This is a genomic window from Pseudomonas sp. R5(2019), from assembly GCF_009905435.1.
Taxonomy (GTDB): domain Bacteria; phylum Pseudomonadota; class Gammaproteobacteria; order Pseudomonadales; family Pseudomonadaceae; genus Aquipseudomonas.
The window spans coordinates 61,111-86,543 of sequence record NZ_JAAAMT010000010.1 but is presented as its reverse complement, the minus strand read 5'-3'; the positions used below and the strand labels follow the sequence as shown (position 1 = coordinate 86,543).

General features: G+C 62.7%; 22 protein-coding genes and 2 pseudogenes. 10 read left to right on the top strand and 14 right to left on the bottom strand.

Annotated features, from left to right (window positions below; all coding sequences use genetic code 11):
- Positions 1–8 precede the first annotated feature (8 nt).
- The 11 genes from urtD to cbiE all read right to left on the bottom strand — a co-directional run bounded on the left by urtD (position 9) and on the right by cbiE (position 13,503).
- Positions 9–884: an urea ABC transporter ATP-binding protein UrtD gene (gene urtD / locus GUY40_RS09170; RefSeq protein WP_166568635.1), complete on the bottom strand. Its 876-nt coding sequence runs from the start codon at positions 882–884 to the stop codon at positions 9–11.
- Complete coding sequence (gene urtC, locus GUY40_RS09165) at positions 881–1,960, bottom strand: urea ABC transporter permease subunit UrtC (RefSeq protein ID WP_166568634.1); 1,080 nt, start codon at positions 1,958–1,960, stop codon at positions 881–883. The genes urtD and urtC overlap by 4 nt, the downstream gene beginning before the upstream one ends.
- A complete protein-coding gene (gene urtB, locus GUY40_RS09160; RefSeq protein WP_166568633.1) occupies positions 1,960–3,456 on the bottom strand; it encodes an urea ABC transporter permease subunit UrtB in 1,497 nt (498 codons plus the stop codon). The genes urtC and urtB overlap by 1 nt, the downstream gene beginning before the upstream one ends.
- A gap of 158 nt (positions 3,457–3,614) precedes the next feature.
- A complete protein-coding gene (gene urtA / locus GUY40_RS09155; protein WP_166568632.1) occupies positions 3,615–4,880 on the bottom strand; it encodes an urea ABC transporter substrate-binding protein in 1,266 nt (421 codons plus the stop codon).
- A 374-nt stretch (positions 4,881–5,254) separates the two neighbouring features.
- Positions 5,255–6,625 carry a PepSY domain-containing protein gene (locus tag GUY40_RS09150; protein ID WP_166568631.1) on the bottom strand — a complete coding sequence of 457 codons (1,371 nt, stop codon included), beginning with the start codon at positions 6,623–6,625 and terminating at the stop codon, positions 5,255–5,257.
- A gap of 62 nt (positions 6,626–6,687) precedes the next feature.
- A complete protein-coding gene (locus GUY40_RS09145) occupies positions 6,688–8,763 on the bottom strand; it encodes a TonB-dependent copper receptor (protein ID WP_166568630.1) in 2,076 nt (691 codons plus the stop codon).
- A 91-nt stretch (positions 8,764–8,854) separates the two neighbouring features.
- Complete coding sequence (locus tag GUY40_RS09140; RefSeq protein ID WP_371924758.1) at positions 8,855–9,283, bottom strand: DUF2946 domain-containing protein; 429 nt, start codon at positions 9,281–9,283, stop codon at positions 8,855–8,857.
- Between the two features lie 17 nt (positions 9,284–9,300).
- Positions 9,301–9,780, bottom strand: a complete 480-nt coding sequence (locus GUY40_RS09135; protein ID WP_166568629.1) for a copper chaperone PCu(A)C — start codon at positions 9,778–9,780, stop codon at positions 9,301–9,303.
- 705 nt (positions 9,781–10,485) lie between these two features.
- On the bottom strand, positions 10,486–11,205 hold the full coding sequence (locus tag GUY40_RS09130; RefSeq protein WP_166568628.1) for a cobalt-precorrin-6A reductase: 720 nt from the start codon (positions 11,203–11,205) through the stop codon (positions 10,486–10,488).
- On the bottom strand, positions 11,202–12,299 hold the full coding sequence (locus tag GUY40_RS09125; protein WP_166568627.1) for a cobalt-precorrin-5B (C(1))-methyltransferase: 1,098 nt from the start codon (positions 12,297–12,299) through the stop codon (positions 11,202–11,204). The genes GUY40_RS09130 and GUY40_RS09125 overlap by 4 nt, the downstream gene beginning before the upstream one ends.
- Positions 12,292–13,503 (bottom strand): precorrin-6y C5,15-methyltransferase (decarboxylating) subunit CbiE, encoded by a 1,212-nt coding sequence (gene cbiE, locus GUY40_RS09120; protein WP_166568626.1) that lies wholly within the window; start codon positions 13,501–13,503, stop codon positions 12,292–12,294. The genes GUY40_RS09125 and cbiE overlap by 8 nt, the downstream gene beginning before the upstream one ends.
- 118 nt (positions 13,504–13,621) lie before the next feature.
- On the opposite strand from cbiE, the gene cobG reads away from it, so the two are divergent.
- The 7 genes from cobG to GUY40_RS09085 all read left to right on the top strand — a co-directional run bounded on the left by cobG (position 13,622) and on the right by GUY40_RS09085 (position 21,873).
- On the top strand, positions 13,622–14,962 hold the full coding sequence (cobG, locus tag GUY40_RS09115) for a precorrin-3B synthase (RefSeq protein WP_166568625.1): 1,341 nt from the start codon (positions 13,622–13,624) through the stop codon (positions 14,960–14,962).
- Positions 14,955–15,581, top strand: a complete 627-nt coding sequence (locus GUY40_RS09110) for a precorrin-8X methylmutase (RefSeq protein WP_166568624.1) — start codon at positions 14,955–14,957, stop codon at positions 15,579–15,581. Before cobG ends, GUY40_RS09110 begins: the two co-directional genes overlap by 8 nt.
- Complete coding sequence (locus tag GUY40_RS09105) at positions 15,578–16,312, top strand: precorrin-2 C(20)-methyltransferase (protein WP_371924756.1); 735 nt, start codon at positions 15,578–15,580, stop codon at positions 16,310–16,312. Before GUY40_RS09110 ends, GUY40_RS09105 begins: the two co-directional genes overlap by 4 nt.
- Entirely contained in the window at positions 16,312–18,012 is a 1,701-nt protein-coding gene (gene cobJ / locus GUY40_RS09100; RefSeq protein ID WP_166568623.1) for a precorrin-3B C(17)-methyltransferase, read from the top strand. The genes GUY40_RS09105 and cobJ overlap by 1 nt, the downstream gene beginning before the upstream one ends.
- A gap of 417 nt (positions 18,013–18,429) precedes the next feature.
- A complete protein-coding gene (locus GUY40_RS09095; protein ID WP_166568622.1) occupies positions 18,430–19,383 on the top strand; it encodes a TAXI family TRAP transporter solute-binding subunit in 954 nt (317 codons plus the stop codon).
- A 64-nt stretch (positions 19,384–19,447) separates the two neighbouring features.
- Positions 19,448–21,475, top strand: a complete 2,028-nt coding sequence (locus tag GUY40_RS09090; RefSeq protein WP_166568621.1) for a TRAP transporter permease — start codon at positions 19,448–19,450, stop codon at positions 21,473–21,475.
- Positions 21,472–21,873: a DUF1850 domain-containing protein gene (locus tag GUY40_RS09085; protein ID WP_166568620.1), complete on the top strand. Its 402-nt coding sequence runs from the start codon at positions 21,472–21,474 to the stop codon at positions 21,871–21,873. The genes GUY40_RS09090 and GUY40_RS09085 overlap by 4 nt, the downstream gene beginning before the upstream one ends.
- Positions 21,874–22,092: 219 nt before the next feature.
- On the opposite strand, the pseudogene GUY40_RS28765 reads toward GUY40_RS09085, so the two are convergent.
- Both GUY40_RS28765 and GUY40_RS09080 read right to left on the bottom strand, forming a co-directional pair.
- Positions 22,093–22,188, bottom strand: a pseudogene (locus tag GUY40_RS28765) (hypothetical protein); the annotation flags it as partial.
- Positions 22,189–22,194: 6 nt separating this feature from the next.
- Positions 22,195–22,320 (bottom strand): annotated as a pseudogene (locus GUY40_RS09080) (IS630 family transposase); the annotation flags it as partial.
- A gap of 160 nt (positions 22,321–22,480) precedes the next feature.
- On the opposite strand from GUY40_RS09080, the gene GUY40_RS09075 reads away from it, so the two are divergent.
- The 3 genes from GUY40_RS09075 to GUY40_RS09065 all read left to right on the top strand — a co-directional run bounded on the left by GUY40_RS09075 (position 22,481) and on the right by GUY40_RS09065 (position 24,825).
- Positions 22,481–23,284 (top strand): hypothetical protein, encoded by an 804-nt coding sequence (locus GUY40_RS09075; protein ID WP_166568619.1) that lies wholly within the window; start codon positions 22,481–22,483, stop codon positions 23,282–23,284.
- A 69-nt stretch (positions 23,285–23,353) separates the two neighbouring features.
- On the top strand, positions 23,354–24,055 hold the full coding sequence (locus GUY40_RS09070) for a hypothetical protein (RefSeq protein WP_166568618.1): 702 nt from the start codon (positions 23,354–23,356) through the stop codon (positions 24,053–24,055).
- Positions 24,052–24,825, top strand: a complete 774-nt coding sequence (locus tag GUY40_RS09065) for a hypothetical protein (protein WP_166568617.1) — start codon at positions 24,052–24,054, stop codon at positions 24,823–24,825. The genes GUY40_RS09070 and GUY40_RS09065 overlap by 4 nt, the downstream gene beginning before the upstream one ends.
- Here GUY40_RS09065 and GUY40_RS09060 read toward each other — a convergent pair.
- Positions 24,820–25,422 (bottom strand): MarC family protein, encoded by a 603-nt coding sequence (locus GUY40_RS09060; protein WP_166568616.1) that lies wholly within the window; start codon positions 25,420–25,422, stop codon positions 24,820–24,822. The two genes, GUY40_RS09065 and GUY40_RS09060, sit on opposite strands and share 6 nt — an antisense overlap.
- Between the last annotated feature and the right edge of the window lie 11 nt (positions 25,423–25,433).

The following is a 25,433-nucleotide window of genomic DNA, read 5'->3' as shown; positions in this document are numbered from 1 at the left end:
TTTTTTCTCTAGCGGCCCAGATAGACTTCGATCACCCGGTCATCAGCCTGCACCTGCTCCAGCGAGCCTTCGGCCAGGACACTGCCCTGGTGCAGCACGGTGACGTGGTCGGCAATCGAGCCGACAAAGCCCATGTCGTGTTCCACCACCATCAGCGAATGCTTGCCGGCCAGGGTCTTGAACAGCTCGGCGGTGAACTCGGTTTCGGCGTCAGTCATGCCGGCCACCGGCTCATCGAGCAACAGCAGTTGCGGGTCTTGCATCAACAGCATGCCGATCTCCAGAAACTGCTTCTGGCCGTGGGACAACAGACCTGCCTGGCGGTGTGCCGAGGGGCTCAGGCGGATGGTCTGCAGCACTTCGTCGATGCGGTCTTTCTGCTCGCTGGACAGGCGTGCGCGCAAGCTGGCCCACACCGACTTGTCGGTTTTCTGCGCCAGCTCCAGGTTCTCGAACACGCTCAGCGCTTCGAACACTGTCGGCTTCTGGAACTTGCGGCCGATGCCGGCCTGGGCGATCTGTACCTCGCTCATGTCGGTCAAATCCAGGGTTTCGCCGAACCAGGCCTTGCCAGCCGTCGGCCGAGTCTTGCCGGTGATGACGTCCATCATCGTGGTCTTGCCGGCGCCGTTGGGACCGATGATGCAGCGCAACTCGCCGACGCCGATGTACAGGTTCAAGTCATTGAGGGCCTTGAAGCCGTCGAAGCTGACGCTGATGTCCTCCAGCGTCAGGATCGTGCCGTGACGGGTGTTCAGGGCCTTGCCGTCGGTGCGCATGCCCAGGCCGATAGCGTCGCGGCTGCTGCCGGCGTCCTGATGGGGGTCGTAGGCCGGTTCCATCATGAACTCGGGGTGCACGGCCGGGAGTGGAACGCCTCTCATTGTTCGCCCCTCTTTTTCATCAGCCCGATGACGCCCGTGGGCAGGTACAGGGTGACCACGATAAACAGGGCACCCAGGAAGAACAGCCAGTACTCGGGGAAGGCCACGGTGAACCAGCTCTTCATGCCGTTGACCAGGCCTGCGCCCAGCAGCGGGCCGATCAGCGTGCCGCGCCCGCCGAGGGCCACCCAGACGGCGGCTTCAATCGAGTTGGTCGGCGACATCTCGCTGGGGTTGATGATGCCCACCTGCGGCACGTACAAGGCTCCGGCCAAACCGCACAGCACGGCGCTCAGCACCCAGATAAAGAGCTTGAAGCCCCGTGGGTCGTAACCGCAGAACATCAGGCGGTTCTCGGCATCGCGCAGCGCGGTCAGCACCCGGCCGAACTTGCTGCGGGCCAGGCGCCAGCCGAGCACGAGGCTGGCGACCAACAGCAACACGGTCAGCAGAAACAGCACCGCACGGGTGCCCTGGGAGGTGATGTCAAAGCCCAGGATGCTGCGAAAGTTAGTGAAGCCGTTGTTGCCGCCAAAGCCGGTCTCGTTGCGAAAGAACAACAGCATGCCGGCGAAGGTCAGGGCCTGGGTCATGATCGAGAAATACACGCCCTTGATCCGCGAGCGGAAGGCGAAGTAGCCGAACACGAACGCCAGCGCGCCGGGCGCCAGTACCACCAGGCACAGGGCCCAGAGGAAGTGGTCGGTGCCCACCCAGTACCAGGGCAGCTCGCTCCACGACAGGAAGGTCATGAACGCCGGCAGGCCGTCGCCGGCCGCTTCGCGCATCAGGTACATGCCCATGGCGTAGCCGCCCAGGGCGAAGAACAGGCCGTGGCCGAGCGAGAGCAGCCCGGCATAGCCCCAGACCAGATCCAGCGCCAGCGCGACAATGGCGTAGCAGAGGATCTTGCCGACCAGCGTCAGGGTGTAGGCCGAGACTTGCAGGCTGTTGTCTGCCGGCAGCAGCGACAGCAGCGGCAAGGCCAGCAGCACCAGCAGCACCAGGCCACCGACCGCGAGCGTCACCTTGGGGCCGGCCTTTTGCGCGGCGGTTACCATCAATGGCTGATTCATCAGTCGATCCCCCGTCCTTTCAATGCGAACAGACCTTGCGGACGTTTCTGGATAAACAGAATGATCAGCGCCAGGATCAGGATTTTGCCCAATACCGCGCCGATTTGCGGTTCGAGGATCTTGTTGGCGATGCCCAGTCCAAACGCGGCCGAGACACTGCCGGCCAGCTGGCCGACGCCGCCGAGCACCACCACCAGGAACGAGTCGATGATGTAGCTTTGGCCCAGGTCTGGGCCGACGTTGCCGATCTGGCTCAAGGCAACACCCCCGAGGCCGGCGATACCGGAGCCCAGACCGAAGGCGAGCATGTCGACCTTGCCGGTGGGCACGCCGCAGCAGGCAGCCATGTTGCGGTTCTGGGTGACGGCGCGAACGTTCAGGCCCAGGCGGGTCTTGTTCAGCAGCAGCCAGGTGAGCACCACCACAAACAGCGCGAAGGCGATGATTACCATGCGGTTATAGGGCAGTACGAGGTTGGGCAGTACTTGCAGCCCGCCCGACAGCCACGCCGGGTTGGCGACCTCGACGTTCTGCGCACCGAAGATCAGGCGGATGGCCTGGATCAGGATCAGGCTGATACCCCAGGTCGCCAGCAGGGTTTCCAGCGGACGGCCGTAGAGGTGACGAATCACCGTGCGCTCCAGCAGCATGCCGACGCCCGCGGTGAAGAAGAACGCCACCGGCAAGGCTACCAGCGGGTAGAACGCCAAGGCCCCGGGCGCGAGCTTCTGCATCAGCACCTGCACCACATAGGTGGCGTAGGCGCCGAGCATCAGCATCTCGCCGTGGGCCATGTTGATCACCCCGAGCAGGCCGAAGGTGATCGCCAGGCCCAGTGCCGCCAACAGCAGGATCGAACCCAGCGACATGCCGGTGAAGGCCTGGCCGATGATCTCGCCCAGCAGCAGCTTGCGCTTGACCTGGGCCAGGCTGGTTTCGGCCGCCGTGCGCACTCTCGCGTCGGTTTCCACGGCCGGGTCCAACAGGCTTTCCAGCCGTGTGCGGGCCATTGGGTCGCCGGTTTCACCGAGCAGTCTTACCGCCGCCAGACGGACTGCCGGGTCCTGATCGACCAGTTGCAGATTGGCCAGGGCCAGGCCGAGGGCGGCGTGCACGGCTTCGTTGTTTTCGGCGGCGAAGCGTCGGTCGAGGAAGGCGACCTGGGCCGGTTGTGCCGTTTTTTGCAGTTGTTGCGCGGCCGCAAGGCGCACCGCGGCATCATCCGCGAGCAGGCGATGGCTGGCCAAGGCATTGTCGATCAAGCCACGCAGGCGGTTGTTCAGGCGCAGCTTGCGCTCGTCATCCGGCAGGCGGCCTTGTTGCAGGGCTTCGAGCAGCGGCAGGCGCGCGGCTTCGGGTTGTGCCGCCCAGCCTTGCAGCAGGGTCGCCTGCCGGGACGGGTTGGCGGACATGAAATAGTCGGCTTCGCTGGCGTGTGCGGCCAGGGGCAGCAGCAGGAGAAGTCCGAGAAGGAGACGGTGGAGGGCCGTGAGCATATCGGTGTCCGTCAGGGGGTGGGAACAGCTTTGGAATGTGTGTTGCCTGGGCGGGCCTCTCGCGGGCAAGCCCGGCTCCTACAGGGGCCGGTCTCGACGCGGTTCTGTAGGCGCCGGCTTTAGCCGCGATGGGCCGCAAAGCGGCCCCAGGGGCTCACTCAGTTACCCTTCACCGCATAATCCGGACGCTTGTCATTGCCCGGAATGAACGGGCTCCACGGCTGTGCACGCAGCGGCTGCTCAGTCTGCCAGACGACGCTGAACTGCCCGTCATCCTGAATCTCGCCGATCATCACCGGCTTGTGCAGGTGGTGGTTGGTCTTGTCCATGGTCAGGGTGAAGCCCGACGGCGCCTTGAAGCTCTGGCCGGCCAGGGCTGCACGGACCTTGTCGACGTCAGTGGACTTGGCTTTCTCGACCGCCTGGGCCCACATATGGATGCCGACGTAAGTGGCTTCCATCGGGTCGTTGGTCACGGCCTTGTCGGCACCCGGCAAGTTCTTGGCCTTGGCGTAGGCTTTCCAGTCGCTGACGAACTGGGTGTTGACCGGGTTCTCGACCGACTCGAAGTAGTTCCAGGCGGCCAGGTGGCCCACCAACGGCTTGGTGTCGATGCCGCGCAGTTCTTCCTCGCCCACCGAGAACGCCACAACCGGTACGTCGGTGGCTTTCAGGCCCTGGTTGGCCAGCTCTTTGTAGAACGGCACGTTGGAGTCGCCATTGACGGTGGAGATCACCGCGGTCTTGCCACCGGCGGAGAACTTCTTGATGTTCGCCACGATGGTTTGATAGTCGCTGTGGCCGAACGGGGTGTAGACCTCTTCGATGTCCTTGTCGGCCACGCCTTTGGAGTGCAGGAAGGCGCGCAGAATCTTGTTGGTGGTGCGTGGGTAGACGTAGTCGGTGCCCAGCAGGAAGTAGCGCTTGGCGGCGCCGCCTTCTTCGCTCATCAGGTATTCAACCGCGGGAATGGCCTGCTGGTTAGGCGCCGCGCCGGTGTAGAACACGTTGGGCGACATCTCTTCACCTTCGTACTGCACCGGGTAGAACAGCAGCCCGTTCAGCTCTTCGAACACCGGCAGCACCGACTTGCGCGACACCGACGTCCAGCAGCCGAACACCACCGCGACCTTGTCCTGGGTCAGCAGCTGGCGGCCCTTCTCGGCAAACAGCGGCCAATTGGACGCCGGGTCCACCACCACCGGTTCGAGCATTTTGCCGTTCACGCCACCCTTGGCATTGATCTCGTCAATGGTCATCAAGGCCATGTCCTTGAGCGAGGTTTCAGAAATGGCCATGGTCCCGGACAACGAATGCAGGATGCCGACCTTGATGGTCTCGGCGGCCTGAAGGGTGAAGCTCAAGCCCATGGCGGCAATCGATGCCGAGAGGGTGAAAGCCTTGATCACGCTGCGACGCTTCATTGTGCAATCTCCGTTGACGATTTTTTTTAGTGGGCAGATGGCGACTTCTGAAGGGCTCTGTAGCAAGGGGTGTGCCGAAGTGTGTACAAACCCGTTGGTTCGGCGGTTACAGGATGTTGAGGGGCGCAGGGTTGCACCAGGTCGGGGCCTGACAGGGGTGCATTGCACATCGTCTTGCTCGGGGATGGTGCGTCGGGCTGGAATTGACTGGGAGAAATGCTGTTGTAGGAGCGGACCTGGCCGCGATGGGCTGCGAAGCGGCCCCGGCGATTCAGAAACCGCCAGCACTCGCAAGCTCAGTCGCAGATGTCACAGGCCCAAGGGGCCGCTGTGCGGCCCATCGCGGCCAGGTCCGCTCCTACATTAAGGGAAAACTAGGCGGTTTCGGCCTGGCGACCCAGGCGCGACAACACACCCCAATCCAGCAGCCACACCGTCAACAGGGACGCGCCCACCAGCGGAAACGCCACCCCCAGCCCGATCATGATCACGATCGCGGTCTTCCACTTCGGCAGATCATGGCGCAGCGGCGGCACACCGAAACTGCCTTGCGGGCGACGCTTCCACCACATCACCACGCCGCTGACGGCGCTCAGCAGAATCATCAGACAGATCAGCAGCACGATGATCTGGTTGACCGGCCCGAACATCTTGCCCTCATGCAGCATCACGCCCGTTTCAGTGGCGCGGGCAACCAGGTTGTAGTGTTCCCAGCGCACATCGGCCAGCACCTGGCCGCTGTACTGGTCCACGTGCAGGGTGGCATCGTTGCGCGGGTCGTCGGCAAACACGGCAATGGTGTACACACCTTCAGCGGTGGTCGGCAGGGTGATGCTGTAACCGGGTTCGACCTTGCGCTCGGTGGCGATGTCCTGGACTTGCTGCAGGCTGATCTGTGGCGCTGCCGGGCCGGCGCTGGGGGCGCCGTGGCCGGCGTGTTCGGCATGAGCGCCGGAGACCGGCATCGGGGTGTTTTCCATTGCCCAGGGCACGGTCTGGCGAGTGGCGGTGTTGAGGTCGCGGGCTTCGCGGTCGGACTTCGGTACATCGGTCCACATGGCCGCCGGAAAGGTGTTCCAGACCTGGGAGAATTGCTTGCCCCAGAAGCCGGTCCAGGTCATGCCGCTGAGCAGCATCACCAGCAGGAAGGCTCCGCCCCAAAAACCGATCACCGCGTGCAGGTCACGCCAGAACAGCCGGCCTCGGCTGTGCAGGCGCGGCCAGAGGACCCCTGCCGACGCCTTGCCACGCGGCCACCAGAGATACAGGCCGGACACCACCAGCACAATGCCCCAGCCGGCGGCGAGTTCGATCAAGCGGTCGCCGAGCGTGCCGATCATCAGCTCGCCGTGCAGGGCGCGGGCGATGGCTTGCAGGTTGTCCTTGGCATCCTGCTCGCCGAGCAATGCGCCGGTGTAAGGGTTGATAAACACATTGAGCTCACGCCCATCCTGGTTCACCACGAACTGGCTGCTGCGCTCGGCATTCAGCGGTGGCAGGTACTGGCTGACCTGGCCCTGTGGATAGGCGGCCTGGACCCGGTGCAGTTGTTCGTCGTCGGCGAGCGTGTGATGGCTGGCCGGGACCGTCATCAGGTCGCTGTACATCAAAGGGTCGAGCTGCGGCTTGAACAGATAGATGATGCCGGTGAGTGCCAGCAGCACCATGAAGGGTGCAACGAACAGGCCGGCATAGAAATGCCAGCGCCAGGCCAGGTTGTAGAACGATATTTTTGTTTGGCTCATGGGGAGCGCTCCTGGTGTTGCCATGGGGAGGGCGCAGCCGGCGGCTGCGCCTGCCGGGTAAATCAGAAACTGAAATCGACCTTGGTCCAGAGCGTGCGGCCCGGCTCCATGATCGCTTGCGGGTCATTGGCCGGGTAGCCGAAGCCGGCGTTGCCCGCCAGGTTCAGGTGCTCGGCGTAGGCCTTGTCGAACAGGTTGTCGACGCCGGCGCTGAGCTTCACGTTTCGGCTGACGCGGTACGCGCCGTTGAACGAGAACACCCCGAAGCCCGCGCTTTTTTCATAGTCCTTGCCGACCACGTTGCCGGCGTTCTGGTCGATGCGGTTTTGCGCCGCGACCAGTCGCCACAGCGCACCGGCACTCCAGGCATCCTGGCTGTAAGTCAGGCCCAGCCGGCTTTCCAGTGGCGGCATCTGCGGCAGCGCCTTGTCGTCGCTGCTGTTCTTGCCCCAGGCGTAGGCCAGGGTGGCGTCGGCCTTCCAGTTGGAGGTGAACTGCCAGGCCGCGCCCAGCTCGCCACCCATGATCCGCGCGTCGATGTTCTGCGCCTGGGAGGTGCTGCCCATCATGCCGGGGCGGTAGTCGAACAGGATGAAATCGCGGACCTGGCCGATATAGGCCGAAGCCCAGGCTTCGACGGTTTCGGTCTTGTACTGGGCGCCGAAGTCCAGCTGGGTGGTCTTCTCCGGTTTGATTGCATCGAAGGCATTGACCGAGCCGGTCGGACCCATGCCGGGGGAGAACAGCTCCCAGTAATCCGGGAAGCGCTGGGCATGGCCCAGGCCCGCATACAGAGTGGTCGGGGACTCGGCCAAGTCATGTTCATAGCGTACGAAACCGCTGGGCAGGGTCTCGGCGCGGGTCTGGTCGGCGGTCGGGTTGGGGCGGCTGGTCATTCCCGAGCCGGTGGTCTGGCGGTAATCCCTGGCCGAGGCCCGGTCCAACCGGGCACCGGTGATGACCCGGTCGCGTTCGCCGGCGTACCAGGTCAGCTCGCTGAACACGCCGTAGTTGTGGAAATCGGCGTCCTTGTTCCACGGCAGCTGCTTGTAGGTGTCGATGCCCATGGCGCTGCGTGCGCGGTGTTCGTTGGTCTGGGCATCGATACCGCCGATCAGCTGCACGTCGGTCCAGTGCCAGGTGGCCTTGATGCGCGCACCGAGGGTGCGGCGGTCGACGTTCGAGGCCATGGGGCCGGCCATCATGCCGGTGCCTGACGGGGTGCGCAGGCTGTAGTTGTCCATCACGTGGTCGGCGTAGTTGTAGTAGACCTGGGCCTCGACCTTGTCGAACACTTCGCCGAGGCTGGATTTTTCAAAGCGCAGGCCCAGGCTTTCACGCTTGAACTGCGAGCCGTCCATGCCGCGCCCGGCGTAGCGGGATTCGCCATCGCCCTTGCCCGCGGTCAGTTCCAGCAGGGTGTCGGCGTCCGGGGTCCAGCCGACAGCGACATCGCCGTTCCACTTCTGCCAGCGCGACGGCACGGTGTCGCCGTTACCGTCTTGATAGTCATCGGACTGCGACTGGTTGCCGACGAAGCGCACATAGCCCGTTTCATTGCCGGCCGCGGTGTCGAGCACCTTGTCGAAGCGGCCATTGGAGCCGGCCAGCACACCGGCATTGACCCGGCTGCCCAGCTCGCCGAACTGCTCCGGTTCACGCTCGAAGAGGATGGTGCCCGCCGAGCCGCCCGGCCCCCAGAGCACGGATTGCGGGCCCTTGATGACCGTCAGGCGGTCGTAGGTTTCCGGGGAAATATACGAGGTCGGTGCGTCCATCCGGTTGGGGCAGGCGCCGAGCATGATGCCGCCGTTGGTGAGGATGTTCAGCCGTGAGCCGAACATACCCCGCAGCACCGGGTCGCCGTTGGTGCCACCGGCGCGGATGGCCGAGAAGCCGGGAATGGTTTTCAGGTAATCGGCGCCATCACTGGCGGGCACCGGCTGGCGCGGGTCCTTGGGGTTGGTGACCACCGTCAGCGGCGAGCTGGGGGCGATCGCGGTGATGACCGTCGGGCTCAGCTCGGACAGTTCATGCACATGCTCCTCGGCCATGGCCGAGGGGCTGAGCAGGGTGCCGCAGACAGCAGCGAGGGTGCCTGGCAGGGACAGGCATAAGACAGCAGTGGAACGGGACATGAATTTACCAACAACAATCGGTCGAAAAGCCACGCGCAGCCCGCTGCCCGCGCAGGGCACGGGTCAGCAAGCAAACGGGGTGGTGTGAAAGTCAGACGCGATCGAGCTGGGGCGGGGCGCGGGTCCGGGCGCCGGGGAACACGGCTTGGCGGGCATGGCCCGCAAGCGGTTGGGCGCGGTGCAGCGTAGCGGCCGGGGGCGCCTCTACGGTGATAAGGCTCAGCGCCTGGGGCAGGGCCGGGCAGTGGAAGAACAGGGTGCAATAGCCGCATTTCTCCCATAACGCATGCAGCTCGGAGCCGCCGTGGGTACTGTGCCCGGCCTCATGTCCGCCATGCTCGATGGCCATGCTTGCCGGCATGTCCATCGAGGTTGGCATAGACATGCCCATGCGATGGTCCATCGGCACCGACTGGGACACCAGCGGGCCGACGAAGATCATCAGCATGGCGAACAGGCTCAACCAGGTCCCGCGTACGTGGCGGTAAAGACCTTGCTGGCTGTTGCGGCGAGCGTTCACGAGGGCCTTGGCTCAGGTTATTGGGCGTGCATGGACTTGGTCTGGTGACTTGGCGGTTCGCGCCGGACTTCGACATTGACAGTCAAGGCGCCGGCTTTTTCGAAGTGTAGAGTCAAGGGAAACTGCTTGCCGTCCTGCAGCAGGCTGCGGTCCTTGGGCGCCATCAACATCACATGGTGGGCGCCGGGGGCGAACACGGCCTGCTGGTGGGCGGGCACCTCGACGTTGGGCACCTGCCGCATTTTCATCAGGCCATCGGTGTTCACATGTTCGTGCAGCTGGGCGTTGTCTGACACCGGGCTGTCGACGCTGAGCAGGCGATCGGCCTGGGCGCTATGGTTATTCACCACGAAATAGGCCGCGACGTTGGGTGCGTTCGGCGGCAGCTCCTGGGACCAGGGCTGCGTGACTTCAAGATCCCCCACCTTGTAGTCCTGGGCCTGGGCAAAACAGACGGGCAGCATCAAGGCCGCCACGGCAAGTGCTTTCTTCAGCATGGTGTTTCTCCGGTCTATTGAAATACACGGTAGTGCAAGATGCGAATCAGGCCAGAGCAGACGCGCGCGGGGAGCAGGCGATTCAGGCATCAGCGAGCCGGTGTCGGGGCATGGGCGCATCCAGGGGATGGGGTAAATGTTGACTATTTAGCCAGATGTACCGCGACAAGTACAAATGCCGGACTGTGGTGATATGACGCAGATTCAGGATCAAGCTTTGTACGAAAAATCGCCGCGAGCGACAGGCAAAGTTTAGGTTCATCGCGCAATTGCGGGAAAGCCACACCGAAACCACACAGATCTAAAGCCGAACAAAAAGGCTGGCAACTCCAATCTCACAGGCCATGGCACGTTGCAACAAAATGTGGGAGCGGATTTATCCGCGAAGCGCCGCGCGGGCGGCGCTCGATTTCGGCAGCGCCGGAAAACCCAAGGCAAGCACTTGGAAGCCTTGATACGGTCCTCAGGCAACCCTCTTCATTCTGATGGAGGAGGGCGAGGGCCTGCCAGCCGATCGCATGAGCCGTGCGAGGTGCCTGCCTTGGTTTTTCCATTGCTCTTGAGATCGAGCGCCGCCCGCGCGGCGCTTCGCGGATAAATCCGCTCCCACATTTTGTTGCAACGTGCCATGGCCTGTGAGGTTGGGGTTGTCAGCTTTGCTTGTAGGGCGGGAGATCGCGGTGGCGCAGGGGCAAAAAAAAAAGTTTAGCCCCGGGCCAATTCCTGAAGTAACGCAATGGGCGAAGAAAACGTGCGTGACACTTCAGGCAGCCGCGGGCGCTTGAGAATCAACACCGGCACGCCTCTTTCCCGGGCCACTTCAAGCTTGGGCTCGGTGGCACTGCTGCCGCTGTTCTTGCTGATCAGCACATCGATTTGCCGGCGCTCGAACAGCGCACGCTCATCCTCCAGTTGAAACGGCCCGCGGGCACCGATCACCTCGCAACGCTCATTGCCCGGGCAGGCATCCAGCGCCCGCAAGGTCCAGAACTGCTGCGGCGGAATTTCGTCCAGGTGCTGCAAGGGCTCGCGCCCCAGTGTGAACAGCGGGCGTTTGAACGGTGCGAGCGCTTCGATCAACCCGGCCCAGTCGTCCACTTCGCGCCAGTCATCGCCGACCTGTGGCTGCCATGCCGGGCGGCGCAAGGCCCAGCAATCGATGCCAGCCATGTGCGCAGCGGTCGCGGCGTTCTGGCTGATTTGCGCGGCGTAGGGGTGAGTGGCATCGATCAGCAGGGTGATCCCTTCAGTGCGGATGTAGGCTGCCAGCCCGTCGGCGCCGCCATAGCCTCCGACGCGGACCTGGCAGGCGAGATCGCTCGGCACACGGCCAATGCCGGCCAGGCTGTAGACATGCTCGGGGCCCAGCGTGCGGGCGATGGCCAGCGCTTCGGTGACGCCGCCGAGTAATAGAATGCGTTTCATGCAAAGGCTCCTGCGTGGCCCACAATGCCGCCCTGGCGGTCGATGGCAAAGACTTCCACTTGCACCTGGGCAGGCACCACGCTTTGAGCAAACTCCAGGGCGTGACGGCAAACCTCATCGCCCAGTGCGATGCCGGCGGCGCTGGCCAGTGCCAGGGCTTGTTGGCTGGTGTTGGCCTGGCGAACCGCCTCTTGAAGCGCTTCATCAGCGCCGATGGCGGCCGCCCAGCCCGCCAGCTGGGGCAGGTCGATGCTCGAATGGCGGCTGTGCAAATCCATGTGCCCGGCGGCCAGCTTGCTGATCTTGCCGAAGCCGCCACACAGACTCAGCCGGGCCACCGGCACTTTGCGCAGGTGCTTGAGCACCGCGCCGACAAAGTCGCCCATTTCGATCAGGGCGATTTCCGGCAGGTTGTAGACCCCGCGCATGGTGTCTTCACTGGCGTTGCCGGTGCAGGCGGCAACGTGTTCATAGCCATTGGTCTTGGCCACATCGATACCCTGATGGATCGAGGCGATATAAGCCGCGCAGGAAAACGGCCGGACGATCCCGCTGGTGCCCAGAATCGACAGGCCGCCGAGAATGCCTAGCCGCGGGTTCATGGTTTTCAGCGCGAGCGACGCGCCATCCTGCACATTCACGCTCACTTCAAAACCGCCGCTGTAGCTGCAGTCTTCGGCCAGGCGCAGCAAGTGTTCAGTCATCATCTGGCGCGGCACAGGGTTGATGGCCGGCTCGCCGACTGCCAGCACCAGGCCGGGGCGGGTCACGGTACCGACACCGCTGCCGGCCTTGAAGCGTACGCCCGGTGTATCGAGCAAGCGGACCTGGCTGAAGAGCAGGGCACCGTGGGTCACGTCCGGGTCGTCGCCGGCGTCCTTGATCGTTCCGGCTTCGGCGCCATCGCCCAGCAGGCGGCAGAATTCCAGGCGCATCTGCACCCGCTTGCCCTTGGGCAAAGTGATTTCCACGGCGTCACTGACTTCGCCTGTCAGCAGCAGGCGTGTTGCCGCCAGGCTCGTGGCGGTGGCGCAACTGCCGGTGGTCAGGCCGCTGCGCAAGGGGCGCGCTTGTTCGCCGGTTTCGTTACGCATCGAGGGGTTTGGTCGCTTCAAGCAGGGTAATCGGCAGCGCCTGGCGCCAGGTGTCGAAGTTGCCCAGCGGTTGTGCCTGGGCGATATGGACGCGGGTCAGCTCGCCGCCATGGCGTTCCCGCCAATCGACCAGCGTCAGTTCGCTTTGCAGGGTGACGGCATTGGCGACCAGCCGGCCGCCAGGGCGCAGCTGTTCCCAGCAGGTGTCCAGCACGCCTTCGCGGGTGACGCCGCCGCCGATAAAAATCGCGTCTGGTCGCTCCAGCCCTGCCAGTGCTTGCGGCGCGCGGCCTCGAATCAGTTGCAAGCCGGGCACGCCCAAGGCGTCGCGGTTGTGTTCGATCAGCAACTGGCGACCTTCATCGGCCTCGATGGCCAGGGCACGGCAGCTGGGGTGGGCGCGCATCCATTCAATGCCGATCGAACCACTGCCGGCGCCGACATCCCAGAGCAGTTCACCCGGTTGCGGGGCCAGGCGCGCGAGGGTGATGGCGCGTACATCGCGTTTGGTGATCTGGCCGTCGTGGCGAAAGGCGTTGTCCGGCAATCCGCTCACCGGAGACAGGCGTGGCGCATCAGCGCCGGCCTGGCATTCGATGGCGACCAGGTTCAGTGCGGCAATATCCTCTGCCGGCCAGTCATTGGCGCTGCCCTCGATTCGTCGTTCAGTATCGCTGCCCAGATGTTCCAGCACGGTCATGCGGCTGGGGCCGAAACCGCGTTCGTTCAGCAGCGCGGCGATCGCGGCGGGGGTGCTGCCGTCGTTGCTCAGCACCAACAGGCGTACGCCGCTGTAAAGGTGCGTATTGATCGCCGCCAGCGGGCGGGCGACCACCGAGACAATCACCACATCCTGCAATGGCCAGCCCAGGCGAGCGGCCGCCAGCGAGCACGATGACGGCGCGGACAGCACGTTGAGCTCTTCGGCCGCCAGCTGGCGCGCCAGGCTGGCGCCGACGCCATAGAACATCGGGTCGCCGCTGGCCAGCACGCACACCGGCTGGCCGCGCCGGGTCAGCACCGGGGCCAACGAGAACGGGCTCGGCCACAACAGGCGTTCGGCAACGATGCAACGTGGCAGCAGGTCCAGCTGGCGCTGGCTGCCAAACACCTGCGTCGCCCCCAGCAACGCCCGCCGGGCGCGCTTGCCCAGTCCGGCGAAGCCGTCTTCACCGATTCCCACTACTGTCAGCCAGGGCGACATCCCACATCCTCATTCCACGCCAATCCGACAGGCAGGCTTTTCATGCCTTCGGACAAAGCAGGCATAATACCGCGCCTTCTACACACAAGCGCCTTTTCCACGATTGTCGGATGACCTTTTGAACGAGCCTGTTTCGGCCCGCGCCACCCCAGAATTGCCCCGTCCCTCGGCTTGCCCGGGGTTGTTGCGCATCGTCCAGGCGCTGGACGGCGGCATCTGCCGGGTGAAGCTGGCGGGTGGTTGCCTGACGGCCACCCAGGCACTGGCCATTGCCAACGCGGCCGAGCGACATGCCAGCGGGGTGATCGAAGCGACCAACCGGGCCAACCTGCAGATTCGCGGGGTCGGCAATCAGCACCCTGATCTGATCGACCTGCTGCTGGCGGCCGGACTCGGCCCCAGCCATGCCGGCGGCGACGATGTGCGCAACCTGATGCTCAGCCCCAGCGCCGGTCTCGATCCACAGATGCTGCTGGACACGCGCCCGCTGGCCGGGCAGATCCTGCAGTCACTTGAACGCACCGAACGCTTCCATCAGCTCTCGGCCAAGTTCGCCCTGCAGCTGGATGGCGGCGAAGGCCTGGCGATGCTCGACCACCACCATGATCTGTGGTTGTCGACCCTGCGGCTGGATGGCGAGATCTGGCTGGCCTTCGGGCTTGGCGGTTGCCCTGGCGAGGACTCGCCCGTGGGTGCGGTGCCTGTGGGTCAGGGGCATGCGCTGGTACTCGCTGTGCTGGAGCGTTTTCTTGATCTGGCCACTGCAGAACAGTCGCGCATGCGCCAGTTGCTGAGCGTGGTTTCCCTTGACGCGTTTATGGCCGGGCTGGAGCTTGAGGTGCGGCGCGATTCGGCGGTTGTGCAGTGGCGTCGCCCTGTGCACGCCGGCAGTGGGCATCTGGGGACTTATCCACAAGCCACCGGCGAAGCCGTCTCGATAGGTGCGGCACCTGAACTGGGTCGCTTCGATGCCCGCCAGTTGCGCGGCCTGGCCGACCTGTCCCAACGCTATGGCGACGGCACGCTGCGCCTGACGCCCTGGCAAAGCCTGCTACTGCCCAATGTGCCCGCCACGCAGGCCGCCGAATTGATAAAAGCTCTGCAGGCCCTGGGCCTGCTGGTCGATGCCCGGGCACCGCTGGCCCGCCTGCTGGCCTGTACCGGTTCTGCCGGCTGCGCGAAGGGGCTGGCCGACACCAAGGCCGATGCCCGGCAGTTGGCCAACCTGCTGAACAACAGCGACGCCGTTGCCAGCGTGCACCTGAGCGGCTGCCGTCGCTCCTGCGCCTGCGCCCACACGGCGCCGGCCACCCTGCTGGCGGTAGCGCCGGGCCGTTATGACTTATACCTGCGCGACGCGCGGCACCCGGGTTTCGGGGCCTTGCGGGCGAGCAACCTCACCTTGAAAGAAGCAGGCTTGACGCTCGACGCCTGCTCACGGAGCAACCTTGATGATTGATTACATCCGCGATGGTCAGGAGATCTATCGCAACTCCTTCGCGATCATTCGCGAAGAAGCCCGGCTCGACCGCATTCCGGCCGACCTGGAAAAGCTTGCCGTGCGGGTGATCCATGCCTGCGGCATGGTCGAAGTGGTCGATGAGTTGCGTTTTTCGCCGGGCGCCGGCAAGGCCGGGCGTGATGCGCTGGCTGCCGGCGCACCGATCCTCTGCGATGCGCGGATGGTGGCCGAGGGCATCACCCGTGCCCGTCTGCCCGCCAACAACGAAGTGATCTGCACCCTCAAGGATGACAGCGTGCCGGACCTGGCCCGGGAGCTGGGCAACACCCGCTCGGCCGTCGCCCTGGAACTGTGGCGGCCGCACCTTGAAGGCAGCGTGGTGGTGATCGGCAATGCGCCGACCGCCTTGTTCTACCTGCTGGAAATGATTGACGCCGGTGCCCCGAAACCGGCGCTGATCCTGGGCTTCCCGGTGGGCTTTGTCGGCGCTGCCGAGTCCAAGGCGATGCTGGCGGCCGATAGCCGTGGCGTGCCGTTCGTGATCGTCGAAGGTCGTCGTGGCGGCAGCGCCATGGCCGCCGCGGCAGTCAATGCCCTGGCCACGGAGGTCGAATGATGCAGGCGCGTGGACGTTTATTCGGCCTGGGCGTGGGCCCCGGTGATCCGGAACTGATCACCGTCAAGGCGCTGCGCCTGCTGCGTGAATCGCCGGTGGTGGCGTACTTCGTCGCCAAGGGCAAGAAAGGCAACGCTTTCGGCATCATCGAAGCGCACCTGCAGGCCGAGCAGCAATTGCTCCCGCTGGTGTATCCGGTGACCACCGAAGTGCTGCCGGCGCCGCTGTCCTATGAACAGGTCATCAGCGATTTCTACGATACCGCCAGCCTCGAGGTGGCGGCGCACCTGGACGCCGGTCGCGATGTGGCGGTGATCTGTGAAGGCGATCCGTTCTTCTACGGCTCCTACATGTACCTGCATGACCGTCTGGCCGAGCGCTATGACGCCGAGGTGATTCCGGGTGTCTGCTCGATGCTCGGCGGGGCTTCGGTGCTCGGTGCGCCGCTGGTGTACCGCAACCAGAGCCTGTCGGTGCTCTCGGGTGTGCTACCCCATGATGAGCTCAAACGTCGCCTGGTCGATGCCGATGCGGCGGTGATCATGAAGCTGGGCCGCAATTTCCCCAAGGTCCGTGAAGTGCTGAGCGAGCTGGGCCTGGCCGAGCGCGCGCTGTATGTGGAGCGGGCGACCATGGCCAACCAGAAGATCGTTGCGCTGGATGAAGTCGACCCGACCTCGTCGCCTTACTTCTCTTTGATCATCGTGCCCGGCGAACGGTGGCAAGGTTGATGACTCGACACACGCCCGCCATCGTCATCCTCGGCCAAGGCAGCCTCAACACGGCGCGCAAGATCCAGCAGCTGTATCCCGATGCCCTGATCCATGGGCTGGTCGAACGGGTTGAAGGCGCTGATCGCACCTACGTCGAGTTCGGCACGACCCTGCGCCAGCTCTATCAACAGGACACCCCGATCATCGCCCTGTGCGCGGCCGGTATTGTGATTCGCACCCTCGCCAGCGTCCTGCTGGAAAAGGGCGCCGAACCACCGGTACTGGCCGTTGCCGAAGACGGCAGCGCCGTCGTGCCATTGCTCGGCGGTCTGGGCGGTGTGAACCTGATGGCGCGAGAGATCGCTGCCGGTCTGGGCGTGGCGGCGGCCATCACCACCAGTGGCGAGCTTCGTTTCGGTACCTGCCTGCTCAGCCCACCCAGTGGCTATGCCTTGGGCGATCTGGAACTGGGCAAGCGCTTTGTCTCGGACCTGCTTGGCGGTGCCAGCGTGCGAGTCGAGGGCGATGCGCCCTGGTTGGCTCAGGCGCAATTGCCCGAGGACCCGCAGGCAGCGTTGACCATTCGAGTCGGTTGCGCTGAGCGCGAGCCTGCTGCCGATCAATTGCTGATCTACCCGCGTTGCGTCGCCGTGGCTGTGAGCGCTCGGTTGCCGGACGTGGCCGCTGCCGTGCGTGAAGCCTTGCACGCGGCACGCATCGCCTTGCCATCTTTGGCCTGCCTGCTGGCCGCCGACACCGATATGGCGAACCCCCTATTACACGACGCGGCGTCCCAGCTGGGGGTGGCCCTACGGTTTGTGGCGCCCGCCACCAGCATCAGCCAAATGGCTGAACAGGCCGTGCCGCAATTACTGCCGCCGATTGACGTCAGCGCGGACCTGGCCATCGCCGTCTGCCGTCAGCCACTGGACCCGCAGCAGATTGGCCGCGCCCGTGGTCGCCTGGCGGTGATTGGTCTGGGCCCGGGCTCCGACGAATTGATGGCGCCTGCGGTCAAGGCCGAACTTGCACGTTGCACCGATGTGCTGGGTTACGAAACCTACGTGCGCATGGCCGGCCCGTTCCGCGCCGACCAAGTGCAGCATTGCACGGACAACCGTGAAGAAATGCAGCGCGCGCGGCATGCCTTCGAGCTGGCGGCGCAAGGGCGTTCGGTCATTGTGGTGTCGTCCGGTGACCCCGGCGTCTTCGCCATGGCGGCTGCGGTGCTCGAAGCGCTGCATGAGTCCAGCGACCCGGCCTGGCATCAGGTCGACCTGCAAATCCTGCCGGGCATTTCGGCATCGCTGGCCACCGCCGCCCAGGCCGGTGCGCCGCTGGGCCATGATTTCTGCGTGCTGTCGCTGTCGGACAACCTGAAACCGTGGGAGATCATCGAGAAGCGCCTGGACCTCGCCGCTCAGGCTGACCTGGCCATGGCGTTCTACAACCCGATCTCGCGTTCGCGGCCCTGGCAACTGGGGCGGGCGCTGGAAATCGTCGCTCGCCACCGCGCGCCTGAAACGCCCGTGGTGCTGGGGCGCGACATTGCCCGCCCGGGGCAGAGCCTGCGGGTGACGACCTTGGGTGAGTTGACGCCCGAGCAAGTCGATATGCGTACGATGGTTTTGATCGGCTCTTCCTTGACCTGCGTGTTTGCAAAACCGGGCGGTGGTGAGTGGGTGTACACGCCGCGTTGGTATGGCGAGCGGCCGTAATCATTTGGGGAATATCGCGGCCTTGCAATAAGGCCGCCGGCAATCAGCTGCTGTAGTGGAAGTTGGTGCCAAGGTGTTCTGATTCTAGTGTTGAGGGCGGTGAAACTGTGTCATCGCATTTCTCAGGCTTAGGCTTTTGTTCGCTCCAAGCGTTGGAGTGAGCGAGGGCGGCACGAGCCGGGAAGCGTTTTAATACCTCTCTAGCTCGCGTATCTGCTGATTACTTTCAGTATTTTGGTGGTTTTTCAAAAGGCTGAAGTTATAGGATTTTTCCTACAAATAGCGGCAAATGCCTACATGATTCCTATTGTTTCTGCGCTTAACTCATTTCTTCCCTTCTGGTACAACGCCTTCTCCGCCATGCAGGGGCTCTGTTTTGGCGGCCAATAAAAATGCCCCGAAAACGGAGAATGACCTATGCCCAGGATCAGGAGTTTCAGCCTCTTAGCGGCTGCTCTGGCGTTTACCGCCAGTACAACGGCATTTGCCGCCCCCACCTTTATCAATATTCTTACCGGCGGCACCAGCGGCGTGTATTACCCCATTGGCGTGGGTTTGTCGCAGCTATACGGTAATGGTATTTCCGGGGTCAAGGTGTCGGTGCAGGCGACCAAGGCTTCGGTGGAGAATCTCAACCTGCTGCAGGCCGGTCGCGGCGAATTGGCCCTGGCGCTGGGGGATTCGGTGGCGGACGCCTGGCAGGGCAATGCCGAAGCGGGTTTCAAGGCTCCTTTGACCCAGCTGCGAGCGATTGCCAACACCTACCCCAATTACATCCAGATTGTTGCCAGTGAGGCTTCCGGCATCGTCGAATTGGCCGACTTGAAGGGTAAGCGCATTTCGGTAGGAGCCCCGAAGTCGGGCACTGAACTGAATGCCCGCGCCATTTTCAAGGCTGCAGGGCTGAGCTACGCAGACATGGCACAAGTGCAGTTTCTGCCCTATGCCGAATCGGTGGAACTGATCAAAAACCGTCAGCTGGACGCCACCCTGCAATCTTCCGGTTTGGGTATGGCCGCCATTCGTGATCTGGCCGCGACGGTGAAAATCCGCTTTGTCGCCATCCCTGAAGACGTCACCGTCGCGATAGGCAATGCGGCTTACCAGCCAGCGGTGATTCCTGCGGGCACCTATGACGGCCAGGACCGCGATGTTCCGACGGTGGCGATCAACAACATCCTGCTCAGTCATAGCGCAGTGTCGGACGAGTTGGCGTATCAAATGACCAAGCTGATGTTCGATAACCTCGCACGCCTGGGTACGGCTCACTCTGCCGCCAATGACATCACCTTGAAGACTGCCAGTCAGGGCCTGCCCATCCCCCTGCATCCGGGCGCCGAGCGCTTTTACCGAGAAGCCGGTGCTCTTTGATCCGCCGCTGCTGCCTGGCCCGTACTGCATGTTTCCGTGAATTTTTCAGATTGATGGATTTTTTATGAGTGAGCACCACCAGGGTTTGTCGGCAAGCCCGAGCAGTTGGCCGAAGACGTTGTTCTACGTTGCATTATTGTTTTCCATTTTCCAGATCATCACTGCGGCGTTTCATCCGGTGTCCAGCCAAGTGCTGCGGGCGGTTCACGTCGGCTTCCTGTTGTTGCTGGTGTACCTCTGCTATCCGGCAATGGGGCAACGCCGCCCGTGGCAACCGCTGGCCTGGGTGCTGGGGGTGTGTGGTCTGGTGACCGCCGCCTATCAGTGGGTGTTCGAAGCCGATCTGATCCAGCGCTCTGGTGAGTTGACGACAGCGGATCTGCTCATCGGTCTGATGCTTGTGACATTGGTGTTCGAGGCGGCAAGGCGGGTCATGGGCGTTGCCCTGCCTGCCATCTGTGCCATGTTTCTGCTCTATGCCCTGCTGGGTGAGTATTTGCCGGGTGACCTGGCGCATCGAGGCTATGAGCTGAGTCAGGTCATCAACCAGTTAGCGTTCGGTACCGAAGGGCTTTACGGTACACCGACCTATGTATCGGCGACCTATATTTTCCTGTTCATTCTGTTCGGTGCTTTTCTTGAACAGGCGGGCATGATCAAGCTGTTCACCGATTTTGCCATGGGGATGTTCGGGCATAAGATCGGCGGGCCGGCCAAGGTTTCGGTAGTGTCTTCGGCACTGATGGGCACGATCACGGGCTCCGGCGTGGCGAACGTGGTCACCACCGGCCAGTTCACGATCCCTTTGATGAAACGTTTCGGTTATCAACCCGCATTTGCCGGGGGCGTCGAGTCTACGTCGAGCATGGGCAGCCAGATCATGCCGCCGGTCATGGGCGCTGTGGCCTTCATCATGGCCGAGACCATCAACGTGCCGTTCCATGAGGTGGCCAAGGCCGCCTTGCTGCCAGCCTTGCTGTACTTCGGATCGGTGTTCTGGATGGTCCATCTGGAAGCGCGGCGCGCCAATCTCAAGGGGTTGCCCAAAGACCAGTGCCCGGATCCCTGGCAGGCCGTCAAGCAGCGCTGGTACCTGCTGGTGCCGCTGTCTGTATTGATCTATCTGCTGTTTTCCGGGCGTACACCCTTGTTTTCCGGCACCGTGGGGTTGGCGCTGACGGCGATTGTCATTCTGGGTTCGGCAATTATTCTGCGTGTCCCGTCCCTCGGTTTACGCTGCGCGTTCTGGGTGTCCCTGGGCTTGTTGTGCGCCGGCTTTTTCCAGTTGGGGATCGGCGTGGTGTTCGCGGTGATCAGCTTGCTGGTCGTCGTCTGCATGCTGATCAAGGGCGCGAGGCCGACGCTGACCCTGTGTCTGAATGCCTTGGTCGAAGGTGCCAGGCATGCGGTGCCCGTGGGTATTGCGTGCACGCTGGTGGGGGTGATTATCGGCGTGGTTTCGCTGACCGGGGTGGCTTCGGCATTTGCCGGCTACATTCTGGCGGTGGGGCAGGACAACCTGTTTCTGTCGCTGTTATTGACCATGCTCACCTGCCTGGTGCTGGGCATGGGTATTCCGACCATTCCCAATTACATCATTACCAGCTCGATTGCCGCGCCGGCACTGCTGGAACTGGGCGTGCCACTGATTGTGTCGCACATGTTCGTGTTTTATTTCGGCATTCTCGCGGACCTTACCCCACCGGTAGCCCTGGCGTGTTTTGCCGCCGCACCGATTGCCCGGGAGAAGGGGCTGAAGATCAGCTTGTGGGCCGTACGTATCGCCATTGCCGGTTTTGTGGTGCCGTTCATGGCCGTCTACGACCCGGCGCTGATGTTGCAGGGCGACAGTGTGTCGGCCACGTTGTATGTACTGTTCAAGGCGGTCGTGGCGATCGGTCTGTGGGGTGCGGTGTTTACCGGGTTCCTGACGCAAAGGATGTTGTGGTGGGAGCGGCTGGCGGGGCTATTGATCGGTATCAGCCTGGTGCTGGTAGTGCCATGGAGCGATGAACTGGGCTTTATCTGTGCGGCGCTGCTGCTGGCTCAGCACTTCTGGCGCGCGCAACGCAGGGAGCTGGTTTGCCCGTGACGGGATTGTGCATGGGTTGGGCCGGGGTGATTTGGGCGCAACTGGCGGTCACGGATTTCACCCTGGCCTGGCAGCACACGGTTGAAAAAGTGCGCTGGGAGGAAGATTACCATGTCGCTGCTCAGGGCATTCAACTGCTCAGCGCCAGGGTCAAGGGTTCCGGTGCGGGAATGGAGATACCACCCAGTGCCCGGTTCGGGGACGGCAGCTGGCACTATCAGCCCGTTATGCAGCCTTTGCAGCCTTTGCGCTTGGCTCGAACGCCCCAGGCAGGTGATTACCAGATATGCCAGGGAGACGGATGCCAACCCTTGAGTGACTGGCTGGGTCCACCTGATGCGGATCAGCCCGCAGTGGAACTCTGGGCTTGCCCTAATGCCGGTCAGTTAAGGAATTGAACGCTGCAACACCTGTAGGAGCGGACCTGGCCGCGATGGGCCGCGCAGCGGCCCCTTGGGCCTATGACATCTGCGAATCAGCTTGCGAGTGCCGGCGGTTTCAGAATCGCGGGGCCGCTTCGCAGCCCATCGCGGCCGGGCCGGGACGCCGGACCGCCGCTCCTACATGGACGTCTGTGCTCCGGTCCTTAACTGACTGGCATTGGGGCTTGCCCGCAGTCACAGGATCGGTGAAATAAGCCGGGCGACCCGCATGCCAAGCTGTTGCAGGCGGTGGGTTTCCCGGTCTTCTTCTTTGGCTATTTCGTGAGCTTGGGCTCAACCTTGGGCTGCCAGCAGGATCACTCGGGCGCGACGGCCGTCGCGCTGACTGATGGTGGCTGAGCGTACACGGCGGTTCAGGTCGGTCTTCTCTTCTGGGCTGAGGACAATCTCTTGGGCGTTCACTTGCGTTCCCCCGAGCGCTGGATGATAGGGAGAGTGTAGTCAAGACCGCAGAAAGATTATTTCGAAAACAGCACATTAGTGTTCCGTGGGGAATAAACTCCCCGCGGACTTTGTGGTGGACAGTTTTCGGTGGATTAATTAACGTTTGTCAGGCGGGCTCATGACGGGCCGCGATAACCAACCAAGGAAGTTGACGATGGACGATACGTTGAACTGGCGTGCGCCACGCATGGCCGCTCCGGCCGTGATGAATGATATCAATACTTATGTTCTGGATGATGCGCCGACGTCGTCGCAAGCGCAAGGCAGTGTGGCCGGTAAAGGCGTTATCTCTTTTGTTGCGGGCATGTCCGAACAAAATAAAGAAGATATCAAAAACAGTTTTCTGTTTGCCAGCCTGGTCGCCGACAAACAGTTTCATTCTGAAGCCGACGGTGAAAAGTGGTACGCGCAGTTCATGGCGGTGATGCAGAACTGCGGCTGGCTGATTGCCAAACGCTCCTATGAAAAGCTGAGCATTCAACAGCGCTCTTTCAAGATGGACAACGTCATCATCGATGCGCTGGCCACGGTGGTCGGTTCGGCGGCTGGTGCAGTGCCCGCGGCGGTTGTTCTGCCGAAGCTGGCACAGGACGGCCTGTCGGCCCTGGCCCGTAATCCCGGCCCGGTCAGCCTGTTCGAGAGCAAGTCGCGGGGGCTCAAGGGCGGGACATTTTCGGTGGGGGCCTGCACCGAGTCCAGCGACCAGGAAGTGGTCATGGCCCTGGGAACGATCAACTACACCACGCCGCACAAAAATACCAAGGTGCTGTTCTGGGAATATGACAGTTCCAGCGTAGAGCTGTACAGCGGTCAGGCATTCCTGGTGTTCAATCAGAAGTATTATGCCGACTTCAGCCGTCAGGCGATTCTTCAGAAGTTGGGTGATCGGGCCAGGTCGCTGATTGCCGATTACGACATCTGATATAAGCGTAGATTGAGCGCAGCCGCGGCGGCTGTGCTCAATTAACTTCGTTATCATGCAGGGTGCGCTATGGACAGCGATAACTACACGGTCTATGTAAATGGCGGCAGTCTTTTTCTGTTGTCTACAACACTTTCGCTCTCGGAGCGAAAAGATATTTTATATTCGAATTTATTTGCTCAGTTGGCCGCCAGCAAGAAAAACAACAAGGTGGCCGAGTATTCAAGTTGGTCGCACACGTATCGGGCGGCCTTGAGTTCGACGGGGTGGAGTTTTATTGATACTCGTTACAGCACCGTCCCGTTTGAGCCCGGAACCGAGCGATCGATCGGAGACCTTTTGCACGTTGCCCTGGCCGATGAGGGCGAGGCGCTGCCGTTTGCCTTGCTTGACCAGACAATTACCCAGTTGGCCAAGCTGCCGAACCACTCGACGGCGCAAACGCTGTTGCGCAACACCGTTCTGGGCAACAGAAAAACACCGCCCTTTGGTGTGGCCTTTCAGCTCAGTATCGCCCGCCCCGGGCACCTGCTCAGTTCTTGCTGCCTGACCCTGGAGACCCGCGAGGCGGTGGGGGGGGACTGGTTCAGTCGGCGCTTCGCTCGAGATCAGGTGATTGGCAACGTGTCTGTTCAGGTCGCCAAGGCTGAACTCAATAACACCGTAAATGGCTTTGCACGAGAGGCGATTGAAGCGCGGCTGGGCAGCAGGGCGCAGGAGTTGATTGTACCGTTGAGCCTGGCACCGGTTAAGGGAGGGCAGGGGCAATGACCGGCCCACTGGGTTTCAAAGACCGTGAGGAGTGCGTGCAGGCCATCAAGCTGCCTGACCCCAGAGATGCGGCCCGCAAGGCCCGAAGTGCGGGCCTGCAAGCTACCCGGCTGGAGGCGCCCCTTGCCGGTGTCGGCGCTCATGCTGCGGTGGCGGGTGGTAGCCTGGTGGCTTTTTCGCCGAGTGTCAGTGCCCAGGACAGGCAGGATATCTACCTGTGCAATCTGTTTGTACAACTGGCTGTACGTGAGCTCTTTGAAACCGGTTTGGTGACAGACTGGTTTCAGGAATACAAGAAGCAACTGACCGTCTACGGCTGGAACGCCACCCCGGCTCCGGAAAAGATCGACCTTGCAGGGGGCAGCGGTGTCGCCGCCCGCGATGCCATCGAACTGATCGACAAGGGGGCAGGCCCGGCCTATTCACAAGTGGCCAGCCGGGCATTTGAAGTGTTGGGGAGCAACAGCGAGGCGCAGCGAATTTTCGAACGGGGGAGTATTTCCGGAAGCTCAGGGGTATTTCAGGTCCTGCCCTGCCAGCAAAGCCGAAGTGGGCAGGTCGACCTTGCGCTTTACCACAAGGCCTACACCTTTACTGAAGAGACTCGCGGCTTTCTGTTTTTGAATACCCGCAGGACGATCAGCACGCTGGAAGAGCGGGTGGAGCAGGTGCAGTTCAAAACCCGTTATTACGGCCAGACCTATCGGGACCTGATTGCCAAAAGAATGCAAAAGCACCTGCAGGACTTCTTTCGGCACCTGGAGTTATGAGTCCGGCAGCAAGTAGCCCTTGATACCGGTGAAAATGATCTGCGCCGCCAGCGCGCAGACAAACAGCCCCATCAGCCGGCTGACGATCTCCAAGCCTTGATCGCCGAGGATCCGCTCGATCCGGTTGGACAGGTAAAGCACCACCCCCACCGTGACGCTGGCCAACGCAATGCCGACGATGGCGATCAGTTTATCGTCCCAGTGGGGCTGGCTCACCCCCATCACCAGCAGCGCACCGATGGTGCCGGGGCCGACCGTGAGCGGGATGGTCAGCGGCACGATGGTGACATCCTGCTGCACATTGTCGGTCTGCACGGCCGATTTCCCCTGAGCCATGCCCAACGCCGAAATAAACAGCACACTGCCCGCCCCGATGCGAAAGGCGTCCGCCGTGATGCCGAACACGCCAAAAATTACTCTCCCGAACAGGTACAACAGCACGCTGGCGATCAACACGCCTAGCGCGACACGCCATGCCAGGCGTTTGCGTTCCTTGAGCGAATAACCGCGGGAGAGCCCGATAAAACACGACAACACGAAGAACGGGCTGTAGAGCACAAGCATTTTCAGGTAAACGCTGAACAACACGTGGAGCATGGTTTGGGCTC

Bases quoted from the DNA above. Each gene is read 5' to 3' on its own strand.
- urtD (WP_166568635.1), bottom strand. From the start codon at position 884: ATGAGAGGCGTTCCACTCCCGGCCGTGCACCCCGAGTTCATGATGGAA.
- urtC (WP_166568634.1), bottom strand. From the start codon at position 1,960: ATGAATCAGCCATTGATGGTAACCGCCGCGCAAAAGGCCGGCCCCAAG.
- urtB (WP_166568633.1), bottom strand. From the start codon at position 3,456: ATGCTCACGGCCCTCCACCGTCTCCTTCTCGGACTTCTCCTGCTGCTG.
- urtA (WP_166568632.1), bottom strand. From the start codon at position 4,880: ATGAAGCGTCGCAGCGTGATCAAGGCTTTCACCCTCTCGGCATCGATT.
- GUY40_RS09150 (WP_166568631.1), bottom strand. From the start codon at position 6,625: ATGAGCCAAACAAAAATATCGTTCTACAACCTGGCCTGGCGCTGGCAT.
- GUY40_RS09145 (WP_166568630.1), bottom strand. From the start codon at position 8,763: ATGTCCCGTTCCACTGCTGTCTTATGCCTGTCCCTGCCAGGCACCCTC.
- GUY40_RS09135 (WP_166568629.1), bottom strand. From the start codon at position 9,780: ATGCTGAAGAAAGCACTTGCCGTGGCGGCCTTGATGCTGCCCGTCTGT.
- GUY40_RS09130 (WP_166568628.1), bottom strand. From the start codon at position 11,205: ATGAAACGCATTCTATTACTCGGCGGCGTCACCGAAGCGCTGGCCATC.
- GUY40_RS09125 (WP_166568627.1), bottom strand. From the start codon at position 12,299: ATGCGTAACGAAACCGGCGAACAAGCGCGCCCCTTGCGCAGCGGCCTG.
- cbiE (WP_166568626.1), bottom strand. From the start codon at position 13,503: ATGTCGCCCTGGCTGACAGTAGTGGGAATCGGTGAAGACGGCTTCGCC.
- GUY40_RS09110 (WP_166568624.1), top strand. From the start codon at position 14,955: ATGATTGATTACATCCGCGATGGTCAGGAGATCTATCGCAACTCCTTC.
- GUY40_RS09105 (WP_371924756.1), top strand. From the start codon at position 15,578: ATGATGCAGGCGCGTGGACGTTTATTCGGCCTGGGCGTGGGCCCCGGT.
- cobJ (WP_166568623.1), top strand. From the start codon at position 16,312: ATGACTCGACACACGCCCGCCATCGTCATCCTCGGCCAAGGCAGCCTC.
- GUY40_RS09095 (WP_166568622.1), top strand. From the start codon at position 18,430: ATGCCCAGGATCAGGAGTTTCAGCCTCTTAGCGGCTGCTCTGGCGTTT.
- GUY40_RS09090 (WP_166568621.1), top strand. From the start codon at position 19,448: ATGAGTGAGCACCACCAGGGTTTGTCGGCAAGCCCGAGCAGTTGGCCG.
- GUY40_RS09075 (WP_166568619.1), top strand. From the start codon at position 22,481: ATGACGGGCCGCGATAACCAACCAAGGAAGTTGACGATGGACGATACG.
- GUY40_RS09070 (WP_166568618.1), top strand. From the start codon at position 23,354: ATGGACAGCGATAACTACACGGTCTATGTAAATGGCGGCAGTCTTTTT.
- GUY40_RS09065 (WP_166568617.1), top strand. From the start codon at position 24,052: ATGACCGGCCCACTGGGTTTCAAAGACCGTGAGGAGTGCGTGCAGGCC.
- GUY40_RS09060 (WP_166568616.1), bottom strand. From the start codon at position 25,422: ATGCTCCACGTGTTGTTCAGCGTTTACCTGAAAATGCTTGTGCTCTAC.